Origin of the sequence: Ensifer sp. NM-2 (assembly GCF_003024455.1) — a bacterium.
Taxonomy (GTDB): Bacteria; Pseudomonadota; Alphaproteobacteria; order Rhizobiales; family Rhizobiaceae; genus Ensifer; species Ensifer canadensis.
Genome location: NZ_PVZR01000006.1, coordinates 314923 through 334250, shown reverse-complemented (window position 1 = coordinate 334250; position 19328 = coordinate 314923). Strand labels below are relative to the sequence as shown.

Below are 19328 nucleotides of genomic sequence, written 5' to 3'. Positions count from 1 at the left end.
ACGGCCGATTACCCCGGCTCTCCTCACCCTCAAGCCAGCCAGCCAAGCCCTTGTTCGTACAATTGATCTTCTTCAAAGGCTTGCCCCTCGCCATCATCCCAAATATCCCAGGATGCTGGCTTGCACGGCAACCCTAAAGCGGCAACGGCCAATCGACGAAACAACCTACGGGTTCGACGAAACGACAAAGCGGGAGGTCTGCGACTGTGGACAATCTCAGATCCCCAGCCGGCTGCGCAATTCCTGCCTGTAAGGCCGTGATACGGCCCATGGCGCATCGAACCTGCGCAGGCGCACTGCCCAAGCCTGCCTGGTCGGGCCCGCATGACGATCCAGCTCGGTCACATGCGCTATGTTTATCACCGTCGTACGGTGGATACGCAGGAATTTCGACTTCGGAAGCAGGCCGATCCAGAACGAAAGCGGCCGTAGATCGAGCACCGCCGCTTCGTCTCTCAACCAGATCTGCGTGTAGTCTTTGGCGGAACGCAATCCGACGATCGCTGCCAGCGGAACGCCGCGCGTGCGCCCCGGCATATGCAGATGCACGAGGGGCTCGGTGCCGTTGAGTGCGCTGACGGTGCTTCCGTCGCGTTGACCGTCCGTCGGGGCTCGCCCATAGCGAGCGATGCCGATCAGTTTTGCACAGCGGGCAAGTTGGTGGATCTCGGGCACCGGCCACCGGCGTTTCGCGCGCGTCGCATCAAAGCCGATACAGGCGCGCAAGGTGCCGTCATGAAAGACCGGCACGCACAGGACGCTCTTGTCGTTCTGACGCAGCATTTCCGCCTGAAGGACGCGCGCGGGACGCGGAAGGTTGGCGACGTCATTGATCATGACCGCCTTGCCGGCGACCAGCCACTGATGCAGCCAGCCGATCATCGTCACCGGCGTCTGCTGCAGATCTTCTACGTGCGACGACACGCCCTCGCGGGCCCATTCCTGGGTATTGCGGAACCGCAGTAGATCGTCGTCGTATTCGAACATCCAGGCGCGATCGGCGCCGGCGAGCCTGCCGGTTTCCTCCAGGATTGCCGAAATCGCGACGTTGGCAGGCGAGCCGATGAGGTGAGTGGCCGCCAGATAGGCCCAGTCATACGAAGGCTGTCCCACGATTGGCTGGAAACACTCGGCAATTTCTATCAACTCGTAGGGCGGCGCTGTGTCGGAAAGGTCGGACGGTTGAAACTGTTCGTTCATGGCGACCAATATGTGAATAAGGAATGGGGTAGGCTTCGCAATGTGTCGTTGCCGCCCCAGGAAACCATGGCGTGACAACGACGGACACGTCCGATGATCGCCGAGGGGCGGCGACAAGCGGAGCTCTGAAATCGATAATTACTCAAGCGCGCGCGTTCCGATGGCCCCCTCCATCGTCATGCAGCAGCGTTTCGCAACGCAGCATCCGCCCACGGCCGCCAGTTGAGGTTGAACGTGAGAAAAATGCAAGAGCCATCTGCTTCGCCCAAGCCCCCCTTTTTGGGTCGATGGTTGGCAAAACGAAGCGATATTGGCGGTTGTGCCGCAGGGCCAGAGCGAAAGCTTCGCGGGTAGAGAGCAGACGCGCCCCACACGCCGAAGGAGACGTGGCTTTTCCGCTACAGGAACCGCCCCGGCAGCGATGGCCGACGCATGGCGAGCGACGTCACCGTCGCCAGCAGCATGATGATGCCGAGCAGGAAGAACGCGTTGGCGTAGCTCATTGTATAGGCTTCCCGTTGAACCACCCTGGCCACCATTGCAGTCGCCTGCCCTATCGCATCCTGTTCGCCCGACGCCCGTGGCCGGAGCGTGCTCGCGAGCGTCTCTATACGAATGAGCGCTTCGGGGTTGCCGCTGTGCACATGAAGGCCGATCAGGTTGGAATGAATCTGCTCCTGCACGCGTACGACCGTCGCAACAAGCGCCATGCCGACGGCCGACCCGACGGTCCTGACGATATGCACGAGCGAAGCGATCCAGGGTATTTCCTGAAACTGGATGTCTTCGGTGATCAGCACCATGGTCGGCACCGCCAACAGCGGCGCCCCGAGCGCCTGCAGCATCACCGGCAACAGGAAATCGCCGGCCGCCCAGACACTGGAGAGATTGACCGCCATCAGGATGCCGCCGCCGGTCAGGATCCCGCCTACGGCCAAGAGATTGCGCGGGTCGACCCTGTAGCAGAGCCAGGCGACGACGGGCGTCAGCAGCAATTGCGGGATAACCGCATTGAGAAACAGCCCGCCGCTTTCGAGCGCCCGGTAGCCCTGAACGCGGATCAGATATTGCGGGATCAGGAAGGCGGATGACATGATGGCGAGCCTGACGGCAAACATCATCAGCAATCCGAGCCCGACATTGCGCCGCCAAAGCAGCTTCGGACTGACGACAGGCTTCGGATGCAGCACGGCGTGGATGAAGTAGGCGCCGATCAGGAACACGCCGGCCAGAAGCAACCCGACGATCAGGCCCGAGTGTAGCCAATCCAGCCTGTTACCCTGGTCGAGCGCCGTTACCGCTGCCGCCAGGCCAAGCGAAAGTGCCAGGAGCCCAAAACCGTCCACCTTGCGGAAACGCATATATTTGATCGGCTCGTGCGCCAGGCCATAACCGGCGGCAAAGACTGTCAGCGCGCCGGGGACGGCATTGAGCCAGAAGAGGAACTGCCAGGACAGGCGATCGATCACCCAGGCCTCGAGCGAGACCGAAAGGCTGGGTGTGACAGTCGAAATCAACGCATAGAGCGACAGACCATACAGGCGCTGCTGCTGCGGCAAGTGGCGCATGATGACGGCATAAGCCATCGGAATGAGGATGCCGGCGCTCAGTCCCCTCAGCGCCTGCAATGTCAAAAGCACCTGCAGGTTCGGGCTGAGCGGAACGGCGAGCGAAAAGATCGAAAACAACCCCGCGCCGATGATGACCCCGCGCGTCGGCGAGAGAATGCCGCGCAGCCAGACTGCGGCCGGGATCGCGGTGACCTCGGCGACGATATAGGCCGTCGTGATCCAAGACGCTTCGTCGAAGCCGAGACCGAGTGCGCCTCTGATATCCGCCAGCCCGATTTCTGTCAGGCGCGAATTGAGGATCGAGGTAAAGGTGCCCAGAAGCACGGCTCCGATCGCCACGATGGTTTTCAGGCCCGGCAACGGTACGCCAGGCTTTGCGATCGCAACGGATGTCATCGTCAGCCCTCCCCGTCCTCAGAGCTTCGCGGGCGTATCGGTGTGAATGGTCGACACGACCGACATGCCGGGCCGCAACTGCTGGCGCAGCCCCTCGGGCACATCGGTCAACGCTATCTTCACCGCGATGCGCTGGGCGACCTTGGTAAAGTTGCCGGTGGCGTTGTCGGCCGGCAACAGGGCAAATTCCGAACCGCTTGCCGGCGAGATCTGTTCTATGCGGCCGGCAAGGCGTTCACCCGGAAACATGTCGACGGCGATCGTGACGGCCTGGCCGACCCGGACTTTGCCGAGTTGCGTTTCCTTGTAGTTCGCCACGACGTAGACGTTCGGCAGCGGAACGACGGAGATCACGCGTGTCCCCGCCGACACATACTGGCCGGCACGCACACTGCTCACATTGACGACGCCGTCCGTCGGCGCGATGACCTTGGTGTAGCCAAGTTCGATTTCGGCGAGCTCAAGCTCGGCGCGCCGGCTTGCAAGCTCGGCCGATGCCTGGTCACGCTGCGTGCCAAGCACATCCAACTGTTGCCGTTCGGCATCGACTTCAGCCTGCTTTTCGATCATCTGGGCTTCGAAGCGGCGGATGGCGGCAAGCGCCTCTTCCAGCCTCTGGCCGGTCGACCAGCCGTCGCGGGCGAGTGTCTTCTGCCGACCATGCTCGGCGGCCGCGCGATCGCGGTCTGCGGCCGTCGCCTGAATACTCGCTTGCGCCTGCGCGATGATGCGGTGCTGCAACTGCACGCGGCTATCGACGTTGCGGATCGCCGCTTCGGCCGCCGATACAGCAGCCCGCGCACGGCTGACCTTGGCCTGATATTCGGAAGGATCGATCTCGGCCAGAATATCGCCGGCGTGCACGCGCTCGAAATCCTTGACGAGAACGGCGCGGACATGTCCGCCGATCTGTGTGCTCACCGGCGTCGTGTCGGCGCGCAGATAGGCGTTGTCGGTCGATTGGTCGGTGAAGCCGGCCACCCACTGCCCCCAGCCGAGCGGTATGACCGTGGCAAGGCCTATGCCCATGACGATGACCGCGGAGCGCGTAAGGGCAATATAGCTCCGCTTGCGGCGCGGCTTTTTCGTCTGCCTCGGCTCGTCGCTCTGCGACCGGCCGGTTGCTGGGGTCTGCGTCGGAGCCGTTCGCTTGTCCTGAATGGGAAGTTCCGTGACGACTGCGTTCATTGCCGTAAATCCTTTGGGTCCATTGGACCAGATCAAGATTTCGACAATATGAGCCCTGAGCGGCAATGAATGAAATGATCAATTGGCATTTGAAAAATGAATGTCATTCATGCAGATCAAAGATAGCCGGCGTCATTCTTCCACGCCATAGCGCTGGCGCTTTCGATCAGCTCGTTGCGCAGCCATTGCACCGACGGATGTGCGCCCATGGTGCGATGTGACAGCATGGAGATTTGAAACGCCGGCGCCTGGTAGGGCGGCTCCCTCCAGGTCAGACCCAATACCTTGGCCGCGCGCCTGGCAAATTGCAGCGGCATGAAGGCGATCATGTCGGTCGCGGCGACCAGCGAGGGCACGGCCAAAATGTGAGAAACGGTGGCTCCGACCTTGCGCACCAGGCCTTCGGCACCGAGCAAGGCCTCGATATGCCGCGGATTGCTGGTGATATAGGCGCGCTCCAGCCCGCCCTGATCGATTGTCGCGCCGGCACCCGCCTGGATCTGATCAGAGATCAGAATGTCGATCTGCGGATAGAGCGAAAGTTCGCGCAGGCCGAAGGCGCCCGAGGCGGCGGGATGATCCCGGCACATCAGCCAGACGCTTTGGTCCGAAAACAGCGGTTCGCTGACGAAGCGCGAGGGCGTCTTGCCGAAAACGCCGATGGCGACATGGATTGTCCCGCGATCGAGTTCCTCGGTGATGTTCATTTCACTGAGTGCGCGCACGCGGCAGCGGGCGTTCGGCGCCGCCTTGCGCATGCGCGACATCAAATCCGGGACAATCGTTGCGGTGATGTAGTCCGAGGTCGAGATCGAAAACTCGATCTCGGACGTTGCCGGATTGAAAACCGGCTCGGACACCGCAGCCTCGATCTGGACGAGAGCCGGCTTGAACGATTGCGCCAATTCGGCCGCCCGAGGCGTCGGATGCATGCCGTCGGAGCCGCGGATGAACAGTTCGTCGCCGATGATCTCGCGCAGTCGCGCCAAGGCATGGCTGACAGCCGATTGCGTCAGATGCAGGCGTTCGGCTGCCCGGGTGACGCCGCGCTCGTCCAGCACCGCATTGAAGATCCGCACGAGATTGAGATCGAGATTATGAACGTCACGCATATCCGACATGGTCCTGATTCATTTGATTAATGTAGCCGGGCTTCGCATATCCCGCCAGTCAGATGCGCGCCGCCGCCGCCAGCGGGCTGGAGCGCGAACCCACGGGAAGGTGTGAAATGATGATGCAGGAAGACGTGCGGCAATGGCCTTGCCGGAATGAAACGGTCGCTGCCACTTTGAAGCCCGGTCAGAGGCTGCTTGCAGATGCCATCCTGTACCTGGCTTCGGTGAGCCCTTTATGGTGGATGGGAATTCCATTGAATTGAGCGAGACTGCGCCACGCGCGACAGTCCACGCAAGAGAAGGGACCGCGTGAGACAATGGACGACATCACTGCTGGGTCCGCAGTTCCACTCTTCTGAAGCCTTTGCCTGTGAGGCGCCGGATCGCTGGGGCCATTGTTGGCCTTTTGATCTTGCGATCGCATACCCATGGCCGTTTAATGTGAGAAACCTAGCTGGCACCCACTTGGCTGAGGAGGGCCCGCGCTCATGAGGCCAATGAACGAAAAGCACCTTGCGGTTCTGCGCAGGCACATGGTCGAGGTGATTGCGATCTATGCCGACCTTGAAAGCGAAGAACTGGGCAAGGCGGCGTTCGATGAACGGGTGATGGCAGCGATGCTGCGGGTGCCCCGGCATCTCTTCGTGCCCGCCCCGGCTGCGCCCTTTGCCTATCAGGACATGCCGCTGCCGATCGGCTTCGATAAAACCGTGTCGCAGCCCTTCATGGTCGCTCTCATGATCGATCTCCTTGATCCCCAACCGCATGAGGCAGTGCTCGAGATCGGCACGGGCTTGGGCTACCAAGCCGCAATCCTCGCGGAGCTCGCCGGGCAAGTTTGGAGCGTCGAAATCATCGAGGAATTTGCAAGCCATGCCGAGGCTCTCCTCCGGAGCCTCGGCATATCAAATGTCGGCATTCGTGTCGGCGATGGGTCTGGCGGTTGGCCCGACCGCGCGCCATTCGACAAGATCCTGGTTACGGCGGCGGCCGAGGAGGCGCCGCCGGCTTTGCTCGAGCAGCTCAAGCCAATGGGCCGTTTGGTTCTTCCTATGGGCTCTGAACAACAGTTTTTGACTGTCATTGACAAGGATTCGGCGGGACGACTCGAGACGCGGCAATTCATCCCGGTTCGGTTCGGCCGGCTCGAGACGGTCTGATGCCCGTGTGGCCATCTGGCGCAATAGACCCTCACATTCTATTCCGAGGATCGTTTACCACGCCCATGCAGACGCTCGGCTGATTGACAAAAATCCTGATGTGAGCGGATTTGACCCGAAAGCCAGCATCATTGCCTGCACGAAGTTTGCCAGGGGTTTCAGGTGGGTGTTGCCGTGCATGCGGATGGAGTTGAAATAGCAGAACCACGGTTTCTGGGTACTGTTCTGCCGGTCGATGAAATCGAGAGCTGCGGCCAGGAATGGATCCGATCGATACATTAGAACATCGGCTGCACTGCTCCCTTCGTTTAGTTTGGTGGGTGTCGCGCAAATATCTTTGTCGACAAATTGCCTACATATAAAATATATAAAATCGACAGATGGGTTTTAGCCTCGTACATTGGCAACGCCTCAAAGATTCTGACACAGGAGCCGACATGCCTTTGCCATCCCGCCCTGCCTCGATCTCCGCTACGGAAAGACATGCGCGACTGGGAAGATTGCGCGAAAACATGGAGGCTGCCGGTTTCTCAGCCGTTCTGATCGGAGCGACAGAAAGCCTTCGCTATTTCACTGGCCTTGTCTGGCATCAAAGCGAACGTCTCCTCGGCGCGCTGGTGACACCCACGACACTTACGTACATCGTTCCGGGTTTCGAGCGCAGTCGCGTGGAAACACTGCCGCACTTGCCTGGCGAAATCGCCACTTGGGAGGAAGAGGAAAGCCCAGCTCGGCTCATTGCTTCACTGCTTGCGGCCACTGGCAAGCTCGCACTCGACGATGCGTTGCCGCTGTTTGCCTATCATGAGCTCGTCAGGAAACTCGGCGTTGATCGCATCGGCGATGGTGCTCGTTTGATCCGTGATCTCAGACTGTGCAAGTCAGCAGCCGAAATCGAGTTGATCCAGTACGCGATGGACCTCACCCTCGAGGTTCACAAACGCACACACGTCATGATGGAGCCGGGTATACGGGCCTCCGATGTCGTGCGCTATATCGATGAACAGCATCGCGCGCTCGGCGCCTCCGGTGGCTCGACCTTTTGTATCGTATCATTCGGAACCGCCACATCCCTGCCTCACGGGGCAGATGGCGACCAGGTGCTTGAGAAGGGACAGGCGATCCTCGTCGATACGGGCACACGCATCGACGGCTATCACTCGGACCTCACCCGCACCTACATGCTGGACGAGGCGGATGCAGAGTTTGCGCGTGTCTGGTCGATCGAGCGCGAGGCACAACAGGCGGTCTTCGAAGCTGCGCAGATCGGCGTGGAAGCTCGCTTGCTGGATGACGCGGCCCGAGCAGTGCTCGTGCGCGAGGGCCTTGGTCCGGATTATAGATTACCGGGCCTACCCCATCGGGCCGGTCATGGTCTGGGCCTCGAGATCCACGAGGAACCATACATCGTGCGCGGTAACGGCGCGCGCCTTCGTGCCGGCATGTGCTTCTCCAACGAACCGATGATCGTCGTACCAGGTCAGTTCGGTATCCGGCTCGAAGACCACATATTCATGTCTGACACTGGACCGCGCTGGTTCACGCAACCCGCCACCGGCCCAACCAAGCCTTTTGCTTGAACGACATGACTGCGCTCGGGGGCATGATGCCATCAGTCCAGGCGATGTAGCCTGCGACGAACTGGCTGACTGGCCGATGATAGGCACTTGCGGCGGTCCAGCCTGTTCAATGACGCAGCGCGCTTAGCCGAGGCGCGGACAGCCGGGCCGATTGGCAAATGCGACTGTCACGAACCGCCCGCGCCGTTCGCCATCGATGACGATTTGTCTGCGTGTCACGGCCTGAATTTCCGGATCACGTAGTCCAAGTCTCGATGCACGACGAAGCGCTTGCCGCTCGCTACAGCCAGGCCGCTCGTACTCGTCCTCGTAGTATCGACGGTCTAGATCTCTATCGCGCAGCTCAGGACGTCCGTCCGGGCCGATGTAGAGGTCGAGGGACTGCGCCGACGACGTGGATGAAACGGCTGTGAGAGCGCCGACCGCGAGCAGGCCTGCCGCTAAAAGGTTATGAATGGACTTTTGCATGTCCGCCTCCTCAATAGAGTTCAGTTGAGCCTATTGAGAACTGAACGACAAAGGCCAGGTAAGGTTCCCCGGCATCAACGGCGGTTGCCGCGCTCGTCCTTCGTATGACAATCGTGAAGGCGGCAACCATTGGACGTTTCACGCGATCGCTGCCGGTTGGCATCAACGCCTTTCGTCTGCCCTTTCCCGCACTAATTTCTTACACGGATCAATATCGCAGGCAGGAAATGACCCATTCCGCCGACAGCCCCAATCAGACCGAGGTTCAGCCGCATTCTCGCTTTTAACTGGCAACGACACGACCTGCTGTCGCCTTGGAGAGGGCTATAGATGCCGCTCAAAATCCATGCGCTCATGCAGGACGCGTAGGATTACCACGTCACCATGCCTGTCCCTTCGAAAGAACACCAAGTGCCTATTGTAAGGGTAGCACAGCAAGCCATCGCGAACCTCGGAGCGCAGCCGGCCGACGATCGCGCCGGTGCGCAGACGCTCAAACAGAGCGGCGAACCCACGCAGATACACATCGCGCTGCGCCACTCCCCAAGTTCGCTGGGTGTAGCGGCCGATTTCCTTCACATCCTCACGAGCAAGCGGCGTGATCGCCAAATCAGGCACGCGCCGTTTCCTGGTCGAGTTCATCGAGAATCGCGGTCAGATCAAAGGGGACACAAGCGCCCGCGTCGGCCTGACGCCAGGCAGGATCCAGCGCCTCGCGCAGTTGCTGCAGCTTCGACGCATCCGATTCTTCACCCGCAATCTTGAGACGCAGCGCCTCGCGGATCACCTCCGAGGCATTGTTGTAGAGGCCCGACGCCACCTTATCGCGGACATATTCATCGAGCTTTTCGGTCAAAGAGACATGCATGTGGGCATCCTTTCACCGCCCAAGCCTACAAGGATTGACAATCTTTGTAAACGATCAGGGTGCATCGATCAATTCACGTGCCCAGTAGGACTAGCACCAGGACGACGAGAGGATGGCATGCTTCGCAGAGTTGCCCCCGCTCCTGCGCGCCCCGTCGGCAACTCGAAGCACAGCGAACGGAGAGGGTTGATTCTCGGCGTGTTCCACAACCGCCGCTTTGATGCCGATATCCTGACGCTCCGCTACCGTCGGTGTCGCGGCCAGAGTATCTATGGATCGGGTGTTCCGATAGCAGCGTGCCGGCCAACGTCATCGCCGGCCTCGAGTCTGGCGAGGTGTTCTTGCACCGCAACCTCCCAACTTGATCGATCCGACTGACCCATGCTGTCCGTCGTGGAATATGCTGTCAATCAGCTTGGCGTTAAACACATCATCATATGCGGTTACTACGGTTGCGGCGGCATTCGCGCAGTTGTCAGCGGTGAAGCACTCGTTGCCCATTTGAAGTGCGACCCGACACCGTCTTCGCCTCGATAGGTCGTCACACTGGTAGTCAGTGCGCCTATTCACGTGTCAGAAAATGGAGGTTGCCGCCCAGATCGGAAACGACGAGCCGCCGCTCGTCCCAGACGAGGACGGACACCGGTCGTGTCAAAGCGTCGAGAATGATCTTTCGGCTGCCCGTCATTGTGTCGAGTCTGAGCAAACGACCGCTGCCCTTCCGGAAACCTTCCGGCTGATCGTAGATACCGTGTTCGAGAACAAGCATCTCTCCATCACTGTCGAAGGCGATAGCAACAGGCGCATTCAGGCCTTCGACGTCAAGTCGCGGATTTGACGCGCCACCGGTTTCGGGGATCGACACGATCTTTCCAGCACCGGCAGGGAAAGGAAATCCGCCGAACAGCGCGACATAAAGGCGCCGGTCGCGCAGCCCGATGCCGGTCGGCACAGCATCGACTTCATAGCTGTTCCCGGTCGCGAACTCTGTCGGCGAAAGATCCTGCAGTGCCGTCGCCGCCTCGGCCATACGGCGGAACGTCATGATCGTGTTCTTCTGCCCGTCCGTTTGCACCCGTTCGACGCTGTTTCGCGCGGCATCGATCACGTAGTAAACGCCGTTCGCCAAGATGAAGTCGAACGGATTCCAGAAATCGCTGCTGATGACGCGGACCGCGCCAGCCCCATCGATCGCAACGAGGGCGTGATCATACGGGCCTGCGTCGGAGTTGGCCGGCGTCCACCCTTGGGCGACGACAAGGACGTCACCGGCACGCACGACACGGTAGGGACCGGTCGGGTCGCCGATCACATCGAGGCCATGCGAAAAGACCGGACCGAATGTGACGAGCTTACCATCCAAGTCGCCGCGATAAAGCCGGCCACTAGCCAGATCGGTGACGAGCAGAGCCTCGCCGTCGCGGGACATACCGGCGAACGCGGCACCCGGCACGTTAACGGTCTCTAGCCGGTAACCGGGTGCGACTGCCGGCTCTGCACCGGCGCCGACTGCCAGGAACAGAAGACCAGCAATGATTGTCAAGCCGCGGAGCGAATGCATCGGAAGCCACCATTGGCTGAGAAACGAAATTCCGGATTATAGGCGAGGCGATAGGTCGTCGTAAGGTGGCGTGCATCGCTGTTCCAGGAGCCACCGCGAAGCACGCGGTATAGCCCCGTAACGTTTGCCGCAGCCCCACCGTCATAGGGCGCGTAAACATCACTGGTCCACTCCCAGACGTTGCCGACAAGATTGAGGACGCCCTCGCTGCTTGCGCCATCGGCGAAGGACTCTGCTGGCGCGGTCATCGGATAACCGTCGCGCGCGTCGCCGGAGCAGCAGATATCCGCGCCGGAATTTGCCCGCACCAAGTCCCCAGGGGCCGAGCCCCACGGAAATGCGCTGCCCGTCGTTCCGCGTGCCGCTCTCTCGTATTGTTGCTCCGACGGCAGCGCCAACCCGTAGTGACGACAAAAAGCATCGGCGTCTCCCCAACTCACCCCGACGACCGGCCGGTCGTCCAATCCCAGAGCCGGGTGATTTGCGTAGAAGGCGGGGCGGTGACCGGTCTGATCGATGAAGCGTCCGTATTGTCGGTTCGTGATCTCGGTACGGTTGATGGCGAAGGCCCGCTCCCACAGAACGCGGCGCGGGTGTTCATTTTCGGGGCCGTCGTCACGACCGAAGACGAACGCGCCGGCAGGGATCTCGATCAGCGGATTGCCGTCGATGGGTCCGGCATCGGCGGCGGCTGCAGCGAATGCCACTGTGATTGCAATCGCCGCTGTCCAGATGTCAGAAGTCGACACGGTGTTGTGTCCCTCCATCGAACAGAAAGACGCGATCGGTCGCAACCTTCACGCCGATCCGCTGATCAATCTGGCCAGCGAAGTTCTTGTCGGCGCGCAAAGTCATCAGTTGGCCGCCTAACTGCAGGCTTACAAGCGTGTTCTCGCCCGTGAGCTCCACCGAATAGATCGGCGCAACCAGATTGACGTCGGCATCCTCGGCTCCGGCCGCATGGACGTCCTCTGGACGCACACCGAGAACGGCGGAAGAGATGTTTGCCCGCCCAAGACCCGCCACCCTTAGGCCGGCCCTAACGAACACGCCGTTTGTCACCTCCCCGGGGATCAGATTCATCGGCGGCGAGCCGATAAATCCGGCAACGAAGAGGGTGCGCGGATCGTTGTAGATTTCCCTCGGCGTTCCGAGCTGCTCGATGACGCCCTTGTTCATCACGGCCACGCGGTGGGCGAGTGTCATCGCCTCTATCTGATCGTGGGTGACATAGATCGTCGTGACCTGCAGTTCATGCTGGAGATGCTTCAGCTCGGCGCGCATTTGCGTGCGAAGCTTGGCGTCGAGATTGGAAAGCGGCTCGTCCATCAGAAAAACACGTGGCGTGCGAACGATGGCGCGGGCGAGTGCCACGCGCTGGCGCTGACCGCCGGAGAGTTCCTTCGGCAGACGCGACAACATCGTGTCGAGTTCAACGCGCCGCGCGACCTCGGCTATTCGTCGCTTGTATTCGGCTGGGGGCACTTTGCGGATCTTCAGTGGATAGCCGATATTGTCCTCGACACTGAGGTGCGGATACAAGGCATATGACTGGAAGACCATCGCGACGTCGCGATATTTTGGCAGGACGCCATTGATGCGTTCCGCATCGATGTAGATATCGCCCGATGTCGCCTCCTCGAGACCGGCAACCATGCGCATCGTCGTCGTCTTGCCGCAACCGGAGGGGCCGAGCAGGACGAGAAACTCCTTGTCCCGGACCTCTAGATTGAAGTCGGCGACCGCGATGAATTCGCCGAACTTCTTGGAGACATTGGTGAACGTGACGGACGCCATGGTCTCACCCCTTGACGGCCCCGAGAGACAGCCCCCGGACAAGATGCTTCTGAACGATGAAAGCGAAGATGACGATCGGCACGCAGGCCATGAACCCGGCGGCGCTGATTTCCCCCCAATAGGTCTTGTACTGCGTCACCCGCCCGGCGATGCCGATCGGAAGCGTCTGCGACTGCTCGGTGAGCGTGATGATCAGGGAAAGCAGGAACTCGTTCCACGAGATGATCAGGCAGAAGATGGCCGTCGCCGCGAGCCCTGGACGCGCGAGCGGCAAAGCGACATGCAGGAATGCGCCCCAGCGCGTGTCCCCGTCGACGATCGCGGCCTCTTCCAGTTCGACCGGCAGGTCCTGGAAATAACTCTTCATCATCCACGTTGCGAACGGCAGGTTGAAGGCGGTATAGGCGACGATGAGCGCCGACTTCGTGTTGAGCATGTTGAAGTAGTTGAAAAACAGGTACAGCGGAATGATGCTGACGATAGGAGGCATCATGCGCGTCGAGAGGATCCAGAACGAAATCTGCTTTCGCCACTGCCACGGATAGCTGAAGCGCGCCAAGGCATAGCCAGCCATCGTGCCAAAGCCTACGGAAATGATCGTGGTTCCGGCCGCAACGAGCAAGCTGTTCAATGCGTAGCGCAGGAACGGCCGCTGGATGAACGCTTCGTCGTAGTGCTTCAATGTCGGGTTGCGCGGCAGCCATTCGGGCGGCACTGCGAAGATGTCGATGTCGAACTTGAACGAATTCGCCGCGATCCAATAAACGGGAAACAGCGTCAAGATCAGCGCGATGAGGATCGCCAGATAGGCGGATAGTCTGAGAAGCATCTCCCGGACCCGGCTGCGTGTTCTTATCGTCGCCATCGTCGCCTCACTCCGCCAGCCGCATGCGCTTCATGAACCAGGTGCTCAGCACGATCGTCACGAACAGCACGAAGAGCGAGATCGCCGCAGCGTAGCCGGGATCGGCGAAGCGGTAGGCGACCTGATAGATGTATAGACTCAAGACCTTCGTTCGGTCTGCCGGACCTCCCCCCGTCAGGATGAAGACCAGGTCGAAAAGGCGCAGCGCATCCATGACGCGCAGGAGCAAGGCAATGGCGATGACCGGCTTCAGGAAGGGCAGCGTCAGATCCCAGAACTGCCGCCATGACGAGGCGCCGTCGAGCGCTGCGGCCTCGTAGGGTTCGACCGGCAGGCTTGCCAGCCCCGCCAACATCAGAAGAAAAATGAAGGGCGTCCACTGCCAAACATCGGCAACGATGATCGAAAACATCGCGAGGTTCACGTCGCCCGCCCAGGCTTGCAGTGGAAGACCGAGACGGAACATGATTTCGTTGAGGACGCCAAACTGTGGCTCGTAGATGATCTTCCAGGTGATCGCGACGGCGACCGGCGGCAGCATCATGGGGATCATCAGGACGGTTTTGAGAAAGGCTAGTCGGCGGATGAATTTATCGAGGAGCAGCGCCAGGCCGAGACCGAGGAGGAATTCGGTCGTCACTGCCACGACTGTAAAGACAGTCGTGTTCCAGAGTGCGACGTGAAATTGCGTGTCGGAAAGCAGTCGAGCAAAATTGTCGGGGCCGACGAACTCCCAGGGCAGATCGGGGTTCGGGCTGATTTTGTGAACCGCGGCATAGAACATATAGAGGCTGGGAAAGATCGTCAGCCCGAGCAATATGAGGACCGTTGGCGCAAGCATGAGGATCCGCAAATGGCGCTCTGCCCAACGCTCCAGACCGCCGCCCATGCGAAGCGGCGTGGTCAATGTGCCTTGATCGGGCGTCAACATCTCCCTCCCGTGAACAGCTTGTCCATACGCACCTCAAACCCCGCGAGCGCTACGGGTAATTGCCGTCACCACCATGGGAGCGGGGCCCAAAAACCCCGCTCCGCGCAGATCGCATCGCCGCCTATTTAAGGCCCGTAATCTCTTCGACTGCTGCCTGTGAGCTCTTCAGCGCCTCCTCTGGCGTAATCGTGCCTGCGACGGCCTTGGAAAGCTCTATACCGAAGGCATTCTCGATCTCCGGCCACTTCGGGTGGCGTGGACGAGGCGTCGAGGCCTGGATCGCCTCCATCAACACCGGATAGTGTCGGAACTGTTCCTGCGAGGTCAGTTCCGGATCGCCAAAGACCGAGGCTCGGACAGGCGGATTGCCGCGCGTGGCGGAAATCTTGATCTGCTCAGCCGAGGTCGCCCAGACCATGAAGTCGAAGGCCTCCTGTTTATTCTTGGAGGCCGACATGATGCCCATGGTCCAATGGCCAATTTCGGAGCTGCCCGGTTTCGTCCCCGCCGGAATTGGGGCGTAGGAAATCTTGCCAACCATCTTCGACTGGCTCGGATCCTCAAAGGTCGCAACCCAGTTCGGCCAGTTGATAGACGAGGCGGCGGCACCAGCAGCAAGCGCCGTACCCACTTCGTTGGCATTGTAGCTCTCGATCCCCTTTGGAGAAACGTCGCGGAGCGCCATGAACATCTTCATCGCGGCCGCGCCCTCCGGCGTATCGATCGTCACCTTCGTGCGATCCTCGTTAAACATATTGGCGCCGTAGGACCAGAAGATCGGCATGAAGTCGGCCACGACCGGGTTACCCTGGCCGCCCCGGAAGACATAACCGAAATAGCGACCTCCGCCGTTCTTGGTTAGGGTCTGGCTCGCCTTCAATACGTCATCCCAGGTCTTGGGAGCGTCTACGCCAGCTTCCTTGTACTTGGCGGCGTCATAGAAGAACATCTGGGCGTTTCCCACATAGGGCAGGCACACATAAGGTCCCGTATTGTAAGGGTTGCGACAGATCGCCAGCGACTTCGACAGGAAGTCGTTGTCCGGACCTTCCATGCCCGCATTCTTGAAGTATGGCGTCAAATCCTCGAGATGTCCGTTCTCGGCGAAAAACGGAATCCACGGGTCATCCATCAAGATGATGTCGAACACGCCGGATTTGGTTGCCCCCGCATTGGCGCCCTGCTCGAACACATTGGCATAAGGCGCCTGCACGATCTCCACCTTCGTGCCCTTCATCTTCGAGTAGTCGTCGGCAGCAGCCCTAAGGCCGTCACCCTCGCTGCTCGATGGCACGAGGACTGTGAAATCGGCCCATGCGACCCCGTTGATCGCCAGCGCGGACGCCGCGGCAGCTAAGACGAGAAACAGTTTGCGAACCATCGTACACCTCCCATTCCGAGTTGATATCCAAAGGCCGCTTTTTCGTAGGGGGCCCTACCCTATCCGGTACGGCGGAGATGCGAGCTCGACGCCCATGCGAACAGACACGCGACAACTTGAAACGCCGTCCGGCATCTCCTCGAGCCGGCGCTGCTCCCAAAGCCGATTTTACCACATCAGGAGCATTATTTTGAGAGTCTGTATTAGCATTCGCTACTATTGCATATTGCGTGATCACAATTCTCAATTCCCGAACACCGTCGTATGTTCGCCCACGTCGGAATGTGATCTCAATTGATAGGAATGTAGGGACTGTGCCGGCCGAGATCCGGATCATAATATGTCCGCAGCATTCCCGGCGGCCTCAAAAACGCGATAGATTGGCTTCGTCTCCGGTGAGGCGGTGGTCGGATTCGTTATCTCTGCCCACATCAAAGGTGATTCCGCGCACTTCACGCTCACGTTCAAACGCTGGACGGGAGTTCCACCATCACGGTTTCAGATGGGCCGGGAATGAAAATAGATCATTAGATCGCTAGAACAGCACAGATTGTGCGCATCCCCGAGGCCTCGTCTGAGGCCATGGCAGATCCTGCCCGAATTGGAGCCGCCGATGCTGGGGGCCTCAGGCTGTAGCAGACCCGGGCAGTTCAGCTCCCGATGGGGACGATACATCACTGCTGGTCGACGAAGTGACCGCAGTAGTAGTCGTCGATCCGGGTGCGAGCGCGAACCACGCTACCCAGGCTTGTGGCAAAGTCGATCGAGCACGTCGCGAAGCGCAGTCGCGGCTTCATCTCGCTCGCCAGCAGACATCAACTCGGGTTCCGCTTCTAGTCTGAGATGCGGCAGCGCGGTTCGAACGGCGCTGCGTGCGGCGACCAGATTGGTCTTCAGATCGAGGACACGATATGTGGCGACGGGATAGGCGATACCCCTGATCTGGACATGCCCCAGCTCGACACAAGCGATTGTGTCCTTCACTTGCGCAAAGGTCTCATAGGAAATGAGCACTGCCCCCGCCGGCGCCTCCTGCTCGAGGCGCGAGGCGAGATTCACGGCGCCGCCGATTATCGTGTAGTCCATCCGATCTTCACTGCCGAAGTTGCCGACCGTGCAGTAGTCGGTATGAATGCCGATGCGGCATCGTAGCGGCGTTTCAATGCCGATGTCGCGCCAGATTTCTGCAAGTTCGCTCATCCGTTTCTGCATGGCGAGAGCCATCTCAACACAGGCGAGCGCGTCCTCCTTGACGCCGCGGGTCTCCGGGTCCCCGAAAAACATCAGGATCGCGTCGCCGACATACTTGTCGATGGTGGCGCCGTGTTCCAAAGCAATTTTCGACATTTCCGTCAGGTAGTGATTGAGGAGCTGGGTGAGATCCTCGGACTCCATCTTGTCGGTGGTCTCGGTAAAGCCGGCAATGTCCGAGAAGCATATCGTCAGCTTCTTCCGCTGGCTGGCGATCCTGACGTCCTGACGGCCGGTGAATATCGAGTTGTATACTTGTGGTGCCAGATACTTCGCCAGCTTGCTCGATAGCGCCTCGAGGGCTGCGGATTTCTCCGCGAGGTTCTCCTCCCGCTTTTTCAACTCCGAGATGTCCGAGTAAACGGCCACCGTGCCGCCGCCTGTGATGCGGCGCTCGCCTATCATTATCCATCGCTCGTCACTTCGCCGCTGCACCCACGGTTCACCAGGATTGCGGTGCCGGGAGAGCCGCTCGGCGACCCATTCCTCGAGGCGCCCCTCGGCATCCTTGATGTAGCCGCGCTCGGCGGACCGGCGGATGATGTGCTCGAATGTGGTGCCGGGCGTCAATTCGATCGCAACATCGCTGTAGAGCAGTTCGCGGTAGCGGCTGTTGCTGAGAACGAGCCGGTCCTCCACGTCATAGAGAGCGAACCCCTCCGAGATGCTCTCGATGGCATCTACGAGCCGTTGGCGTGCTTCAGCAACCTCGCGCAGATTCTTTTCCTCGACCTCGACAGCCGTGTCCCGGAACAGCCTGAGCGCCTCAGCCATGCGGCCGATTTCGTCGTGGCCCGCGGCAGGCAATGGCGCACAAAGATTGCCGTCGGCGATCGCGAGCATGCCCTGGCTCACGCTTCCCAGACGGGCGAGAAGACTGCGGTCGACATAGAGCCAGACAATCAGAATCGAACTCAACAGGCTGAGAACGGCCGAGCCAAGGACAACGCCGGTGCCGTAGCGCTGGACGACCGCGGCCTCGAGACCGGACGAGGAGATCTCACGGTTTGCCGCAGCGACAAGGCGATCGACAGCAGCGGTGAGACTGCGGGACAGCCGATTGTTTTCGGCCAGAAGTTTTTCGCCCTCAGCCAGGACGGCAAACTCGTCCTGTCTAGCCTTCGGTATGCTGTTGCCACCATCGATCAGCGCCTTGAACTCGCCCACCCGCTGTTGGAAGCGGGACCGTAGCTTCTCGTCGATCTCGGCTGAAACCGTTTCGAGGACGGCGAGCGACCGGCGCAGCGGAAAGAGCATCAATGCAAGATCGCCTGGCGTCGGCGCGTTCGCCAACTTAACCAGCGCGTCGTTGACGGCGGATATCTCCTGGTGTGCCCTCTGCTGGGGGATGTAGCCCTTAATCGCCTCGACCAGGTCGGAAGTCGCCGCCGCGCGTCGGTCTGAGGCGAGCGACGCGTCGGCCGCGACAGTTCTCCATTGCGCAAGCTTGGAATTCATCACCAGGATGCCAGCCGCCAGAAGGCGTTGGCCTGCAATTGTCGTAGCCGATAGGCGACGTAACAACTCCTCCTTGCGCGCGACTATGGTGAGCTTGGCGGCGACAAGGCCGTCGAGTGCGTCGAGGTTTCGCCGCAGACCAAGCACCGCCGCCTCGATCTCGGCCACCGCCGCCGTGCCAAGCGTGCCCCCCTTGAGCGCGGCAAGCAGTTCCTCTAGGCGCGCCATCTCGACCCCGATCGCAGCCGAGACCTCGTTGTGCCGTACCTTGCTCGTTGAATTCAGTACAGACGGAGCAGTTGCCGCGACCCGCTCGGCTTGACGCGACAGTTGGAGGGACGCCAGCGCCGACGGCACCCGATCCTTGGTTATGCTGTCGACAACCTCGCCTACCTGGAGGAAAGCATAAAGAGCAGCTGCCGTCGCGAGCACCGCGAAGGTGCTGATGCCGAAGAAAGCCAGCAACAGGCGGCCGCGTATGCCTAGGCGTTCAAGCATCGCGGCGACACTTAATCTGAAGTGACGCGGCGGCGTGTGG

Annotated in this window: 16 protein-coding genes and 1 pseudogene; 3 read left to right on the top strand and 14 right to left on the bottom strand. The window is 60.3% G+C overall.

The window, feature by feature from the left end; all coding sequences use genetic code 11:
* Positions 1–216 precede the first annotated feature (216 nt).
* From C6558_RS15275 to C6558_RS15260, 4 genes are all read right to left on the bottom strand, one after another.
* Positions 217–1113 carry a LytTR family transcriptional regulator DNA-binding domain-containing protein gene (locus C6558_RS15275; protein WP_158268941.1) on the bottom strand — a complete coding sequence of 299 codons (897 nt, stop codon included), beginning with the start codon at positions 1111–1113 and terminating at the stop codon, positions 217–219.
* A gap of 485 nt (positions 1114–1598) precedes the next feature.
* Positions 1599–3167, bottom strand: a complete 1569-nt coding sequence (locus C6558_RS15270) for a DHA2 family efflux MFS transporter permease subunit (RefSeq protein ID WP_107027508.1) — start codon at positions 3165–3167, stop codon at positions 1599–1601.
* An 18-nt stretch (positions 3168–3185) separates the two neighbouring features.
* Complete coding sequence (locus C6558_RS15265; protein WP_245449178.1) at positions 3186–4355, bottom strand: HlyD family secretion protein; 1170 nt, start codon at positions 4353–4355, stop codon at positions 3186–3188.
* A 116-nt stretch (positions 4356–4471) separates the two neighbouring features.
* Positions 4472–5467, bottom strand: a complete 996-nt coding sequence (locus tag C6558_RS15260; protein WP_158268940.1) for a LysR family transcriptional regulator — start codon at positions 5465–5467, stop codon at positions 4472–4474.
* 491 nt (positions 5468–5958) lie between these two features.
* Between C6558_RS15260 and C6558_RS15255 the strand changes: the two genes are divergently transcribed.
* Positions 5959–6630: a protein-L-isoaspartate(D-aspartate) O-methyltransferase gene (locus C6558_RS15255; RefSeq protein WP_107027506.1), complete on the top strand. Its 672-nt coding sequence runs from the start codon at positions 5959–5961 to the stop codon at positions 6628–6630.
* A gap of 437 nt (positions 6631–7067) precedes the next feature.
* Entirely contained in the window at positions 7068–8210 is a 1143-nt protein-coding gene (locus C6558_RS15245; protein WP_107027504.1) for a Xaa-Pro peptidase family protein, read from the top strand.
* A gap of 123 nt (positions 8211–8333) precedes the next feature.
* On the opposite strand, the gene C6558_RS15240 is transcribed toward C6558_RS15245, so the two are convergent.
* The 3 genes from C6558_RS15240 to C6558_RS15225 all read right to left on the bottom strand — a co-directional run bounded on the left by C6558_RS15240 (position 8334) and on the right by C6558_RS15225 (position 9534).
* Entirely contained in the window at positions 8334–8678 is a 345-nt protein-coding gene (locus tag C6558_RS15240) for a hypothetical protein (RefSeq protein WP_038577932.1), read from the bottom strand.
* A gap of 324 nt (positions 8679–9002) precedes the next feature.
* Positions 9003–9296, bottom strand: a complete 294-nt coding sequence (locus C6558_RS15230) for a type II toxin-antitoxin system RelE/ParE family toxin (protein ID WP_025429150.1) — start codon at positions 9294–9296, stop codon at positions 9003–9005.
* Entirely contained in the window at positions 9289–9534 is a 246-nt protein-coding gene (locus C6558_RS15225) for a type II toxin-antitoxin system ParD family antitoxin (RefSeq protein WP_199197037.1), read from the bottom strand. Before C6558_RS15225 ends, C6558_RS15230 begins: the two co-directional genes overlap by 8 nt.
* Before the next feature lie 254 nt (positions 9535–9788).
* Here C6558_RS15225 and C6558_RS15220 point away from each other — a divergent pair.
* Positions 9789–10029: pseudogene (locus C6558_RS15220) on the top strand (carbonic anhydrase); the annotation flags it as partial.
* A gap of 79 nt (positions 10030–10108) precedes the next feature.
* On the opposite strand, the gene C6558_RS15215 reads toward C6558_RS15220, so the two are convergent.
* The 7 genes from C6558_RS15215 to C6558_RS15185 form a co-directional block, all read right to left on the bottom strand.
* Complete coding sequence (locus C6558_RS15215) at positions 10109–11107, bottom strand: ScyD/ScyE family protein (RefSeq protein ID WP_107027502.1); 999 nt, start codon at positions 11105–11107, stop codon at positions 10109–10111.
* Positions 11086–11856 carry a formylglycine-generating enzyme family protein gene (locus C6558_RS15210; RefSeq protein WP_371412270.1) on the bottom strand — a complete coding sequence of 257 codons (771 nt, stop codon included), beginning with the start codon at positions 11854–11856 and terminating at the stop codon, positions 11086–11088. The genes C6558_RS15215 and C6558_RS15210 overlap by 22 nt, the downstream gene beginning before the upstream one ends.
* Positions 11843–12904: an ABC transporter ATP-binding protein gene (locus C6558_RS15205; RefSeq protein WP_107027501.1), complete on the bottom strand. Its 1062-nt coding sequence runs from the start codon at positions 12902–12904 to the stop codon at positions 11843–11845. The genes C6558_RS15210 and C6558_RS15205 overlap by 14 nt, the downstream gene beginning before the upstream one ends.
* 4 nt (positions 12905–12908) lie before the next feature.
* On the bottom strand, positions 12909–13769 hold the full coding sequence (locus C6558_RS15200) for a carbohydrate ABC transporter permease (protein ID WP_107027500.1): 861 nt from the start codon (positions 13767–13769) through the stop codon (positions 12909–12911).
* 7 nt (positions 13770–13776) lie between these two features.
* Positions 13777–14700, bottom strand: coding sequence for a carbohydrate ABC transporter permease (locus C6558_RS15195; protein ID WP_107027499.1), 924 nt, complete (start codon positions 14698–14700; stop codon positions 13777–13779).
* Between the two features lie 121 nt (positions 14701–14821).
* Positions 14822–16081 (bottom strand): ABC transporter substrate-binding protein, encoded by a 1260-nt coding sequence (locus C6558_RS15190; RefSeq protein WP_107027498.1) that lies wholly within the window; start codon positions 16079–16081, stop codon positions 14822–14824.
* 738 nt (positions 16082–16819) lie between these two features.
* Positions 16820–19288, bottom strand: coding sequence for an adenylate/guanylate cyclase domain-containing protein (locus tag C6558_RS15185; protein ID WP_107027497.1), 2469 nt, complete (start codon positions 19286–19288; stop codon positions 16820–16822).
* Between the last annotated feature and the right edge of the window lie 40 nt (positions 19289–19328).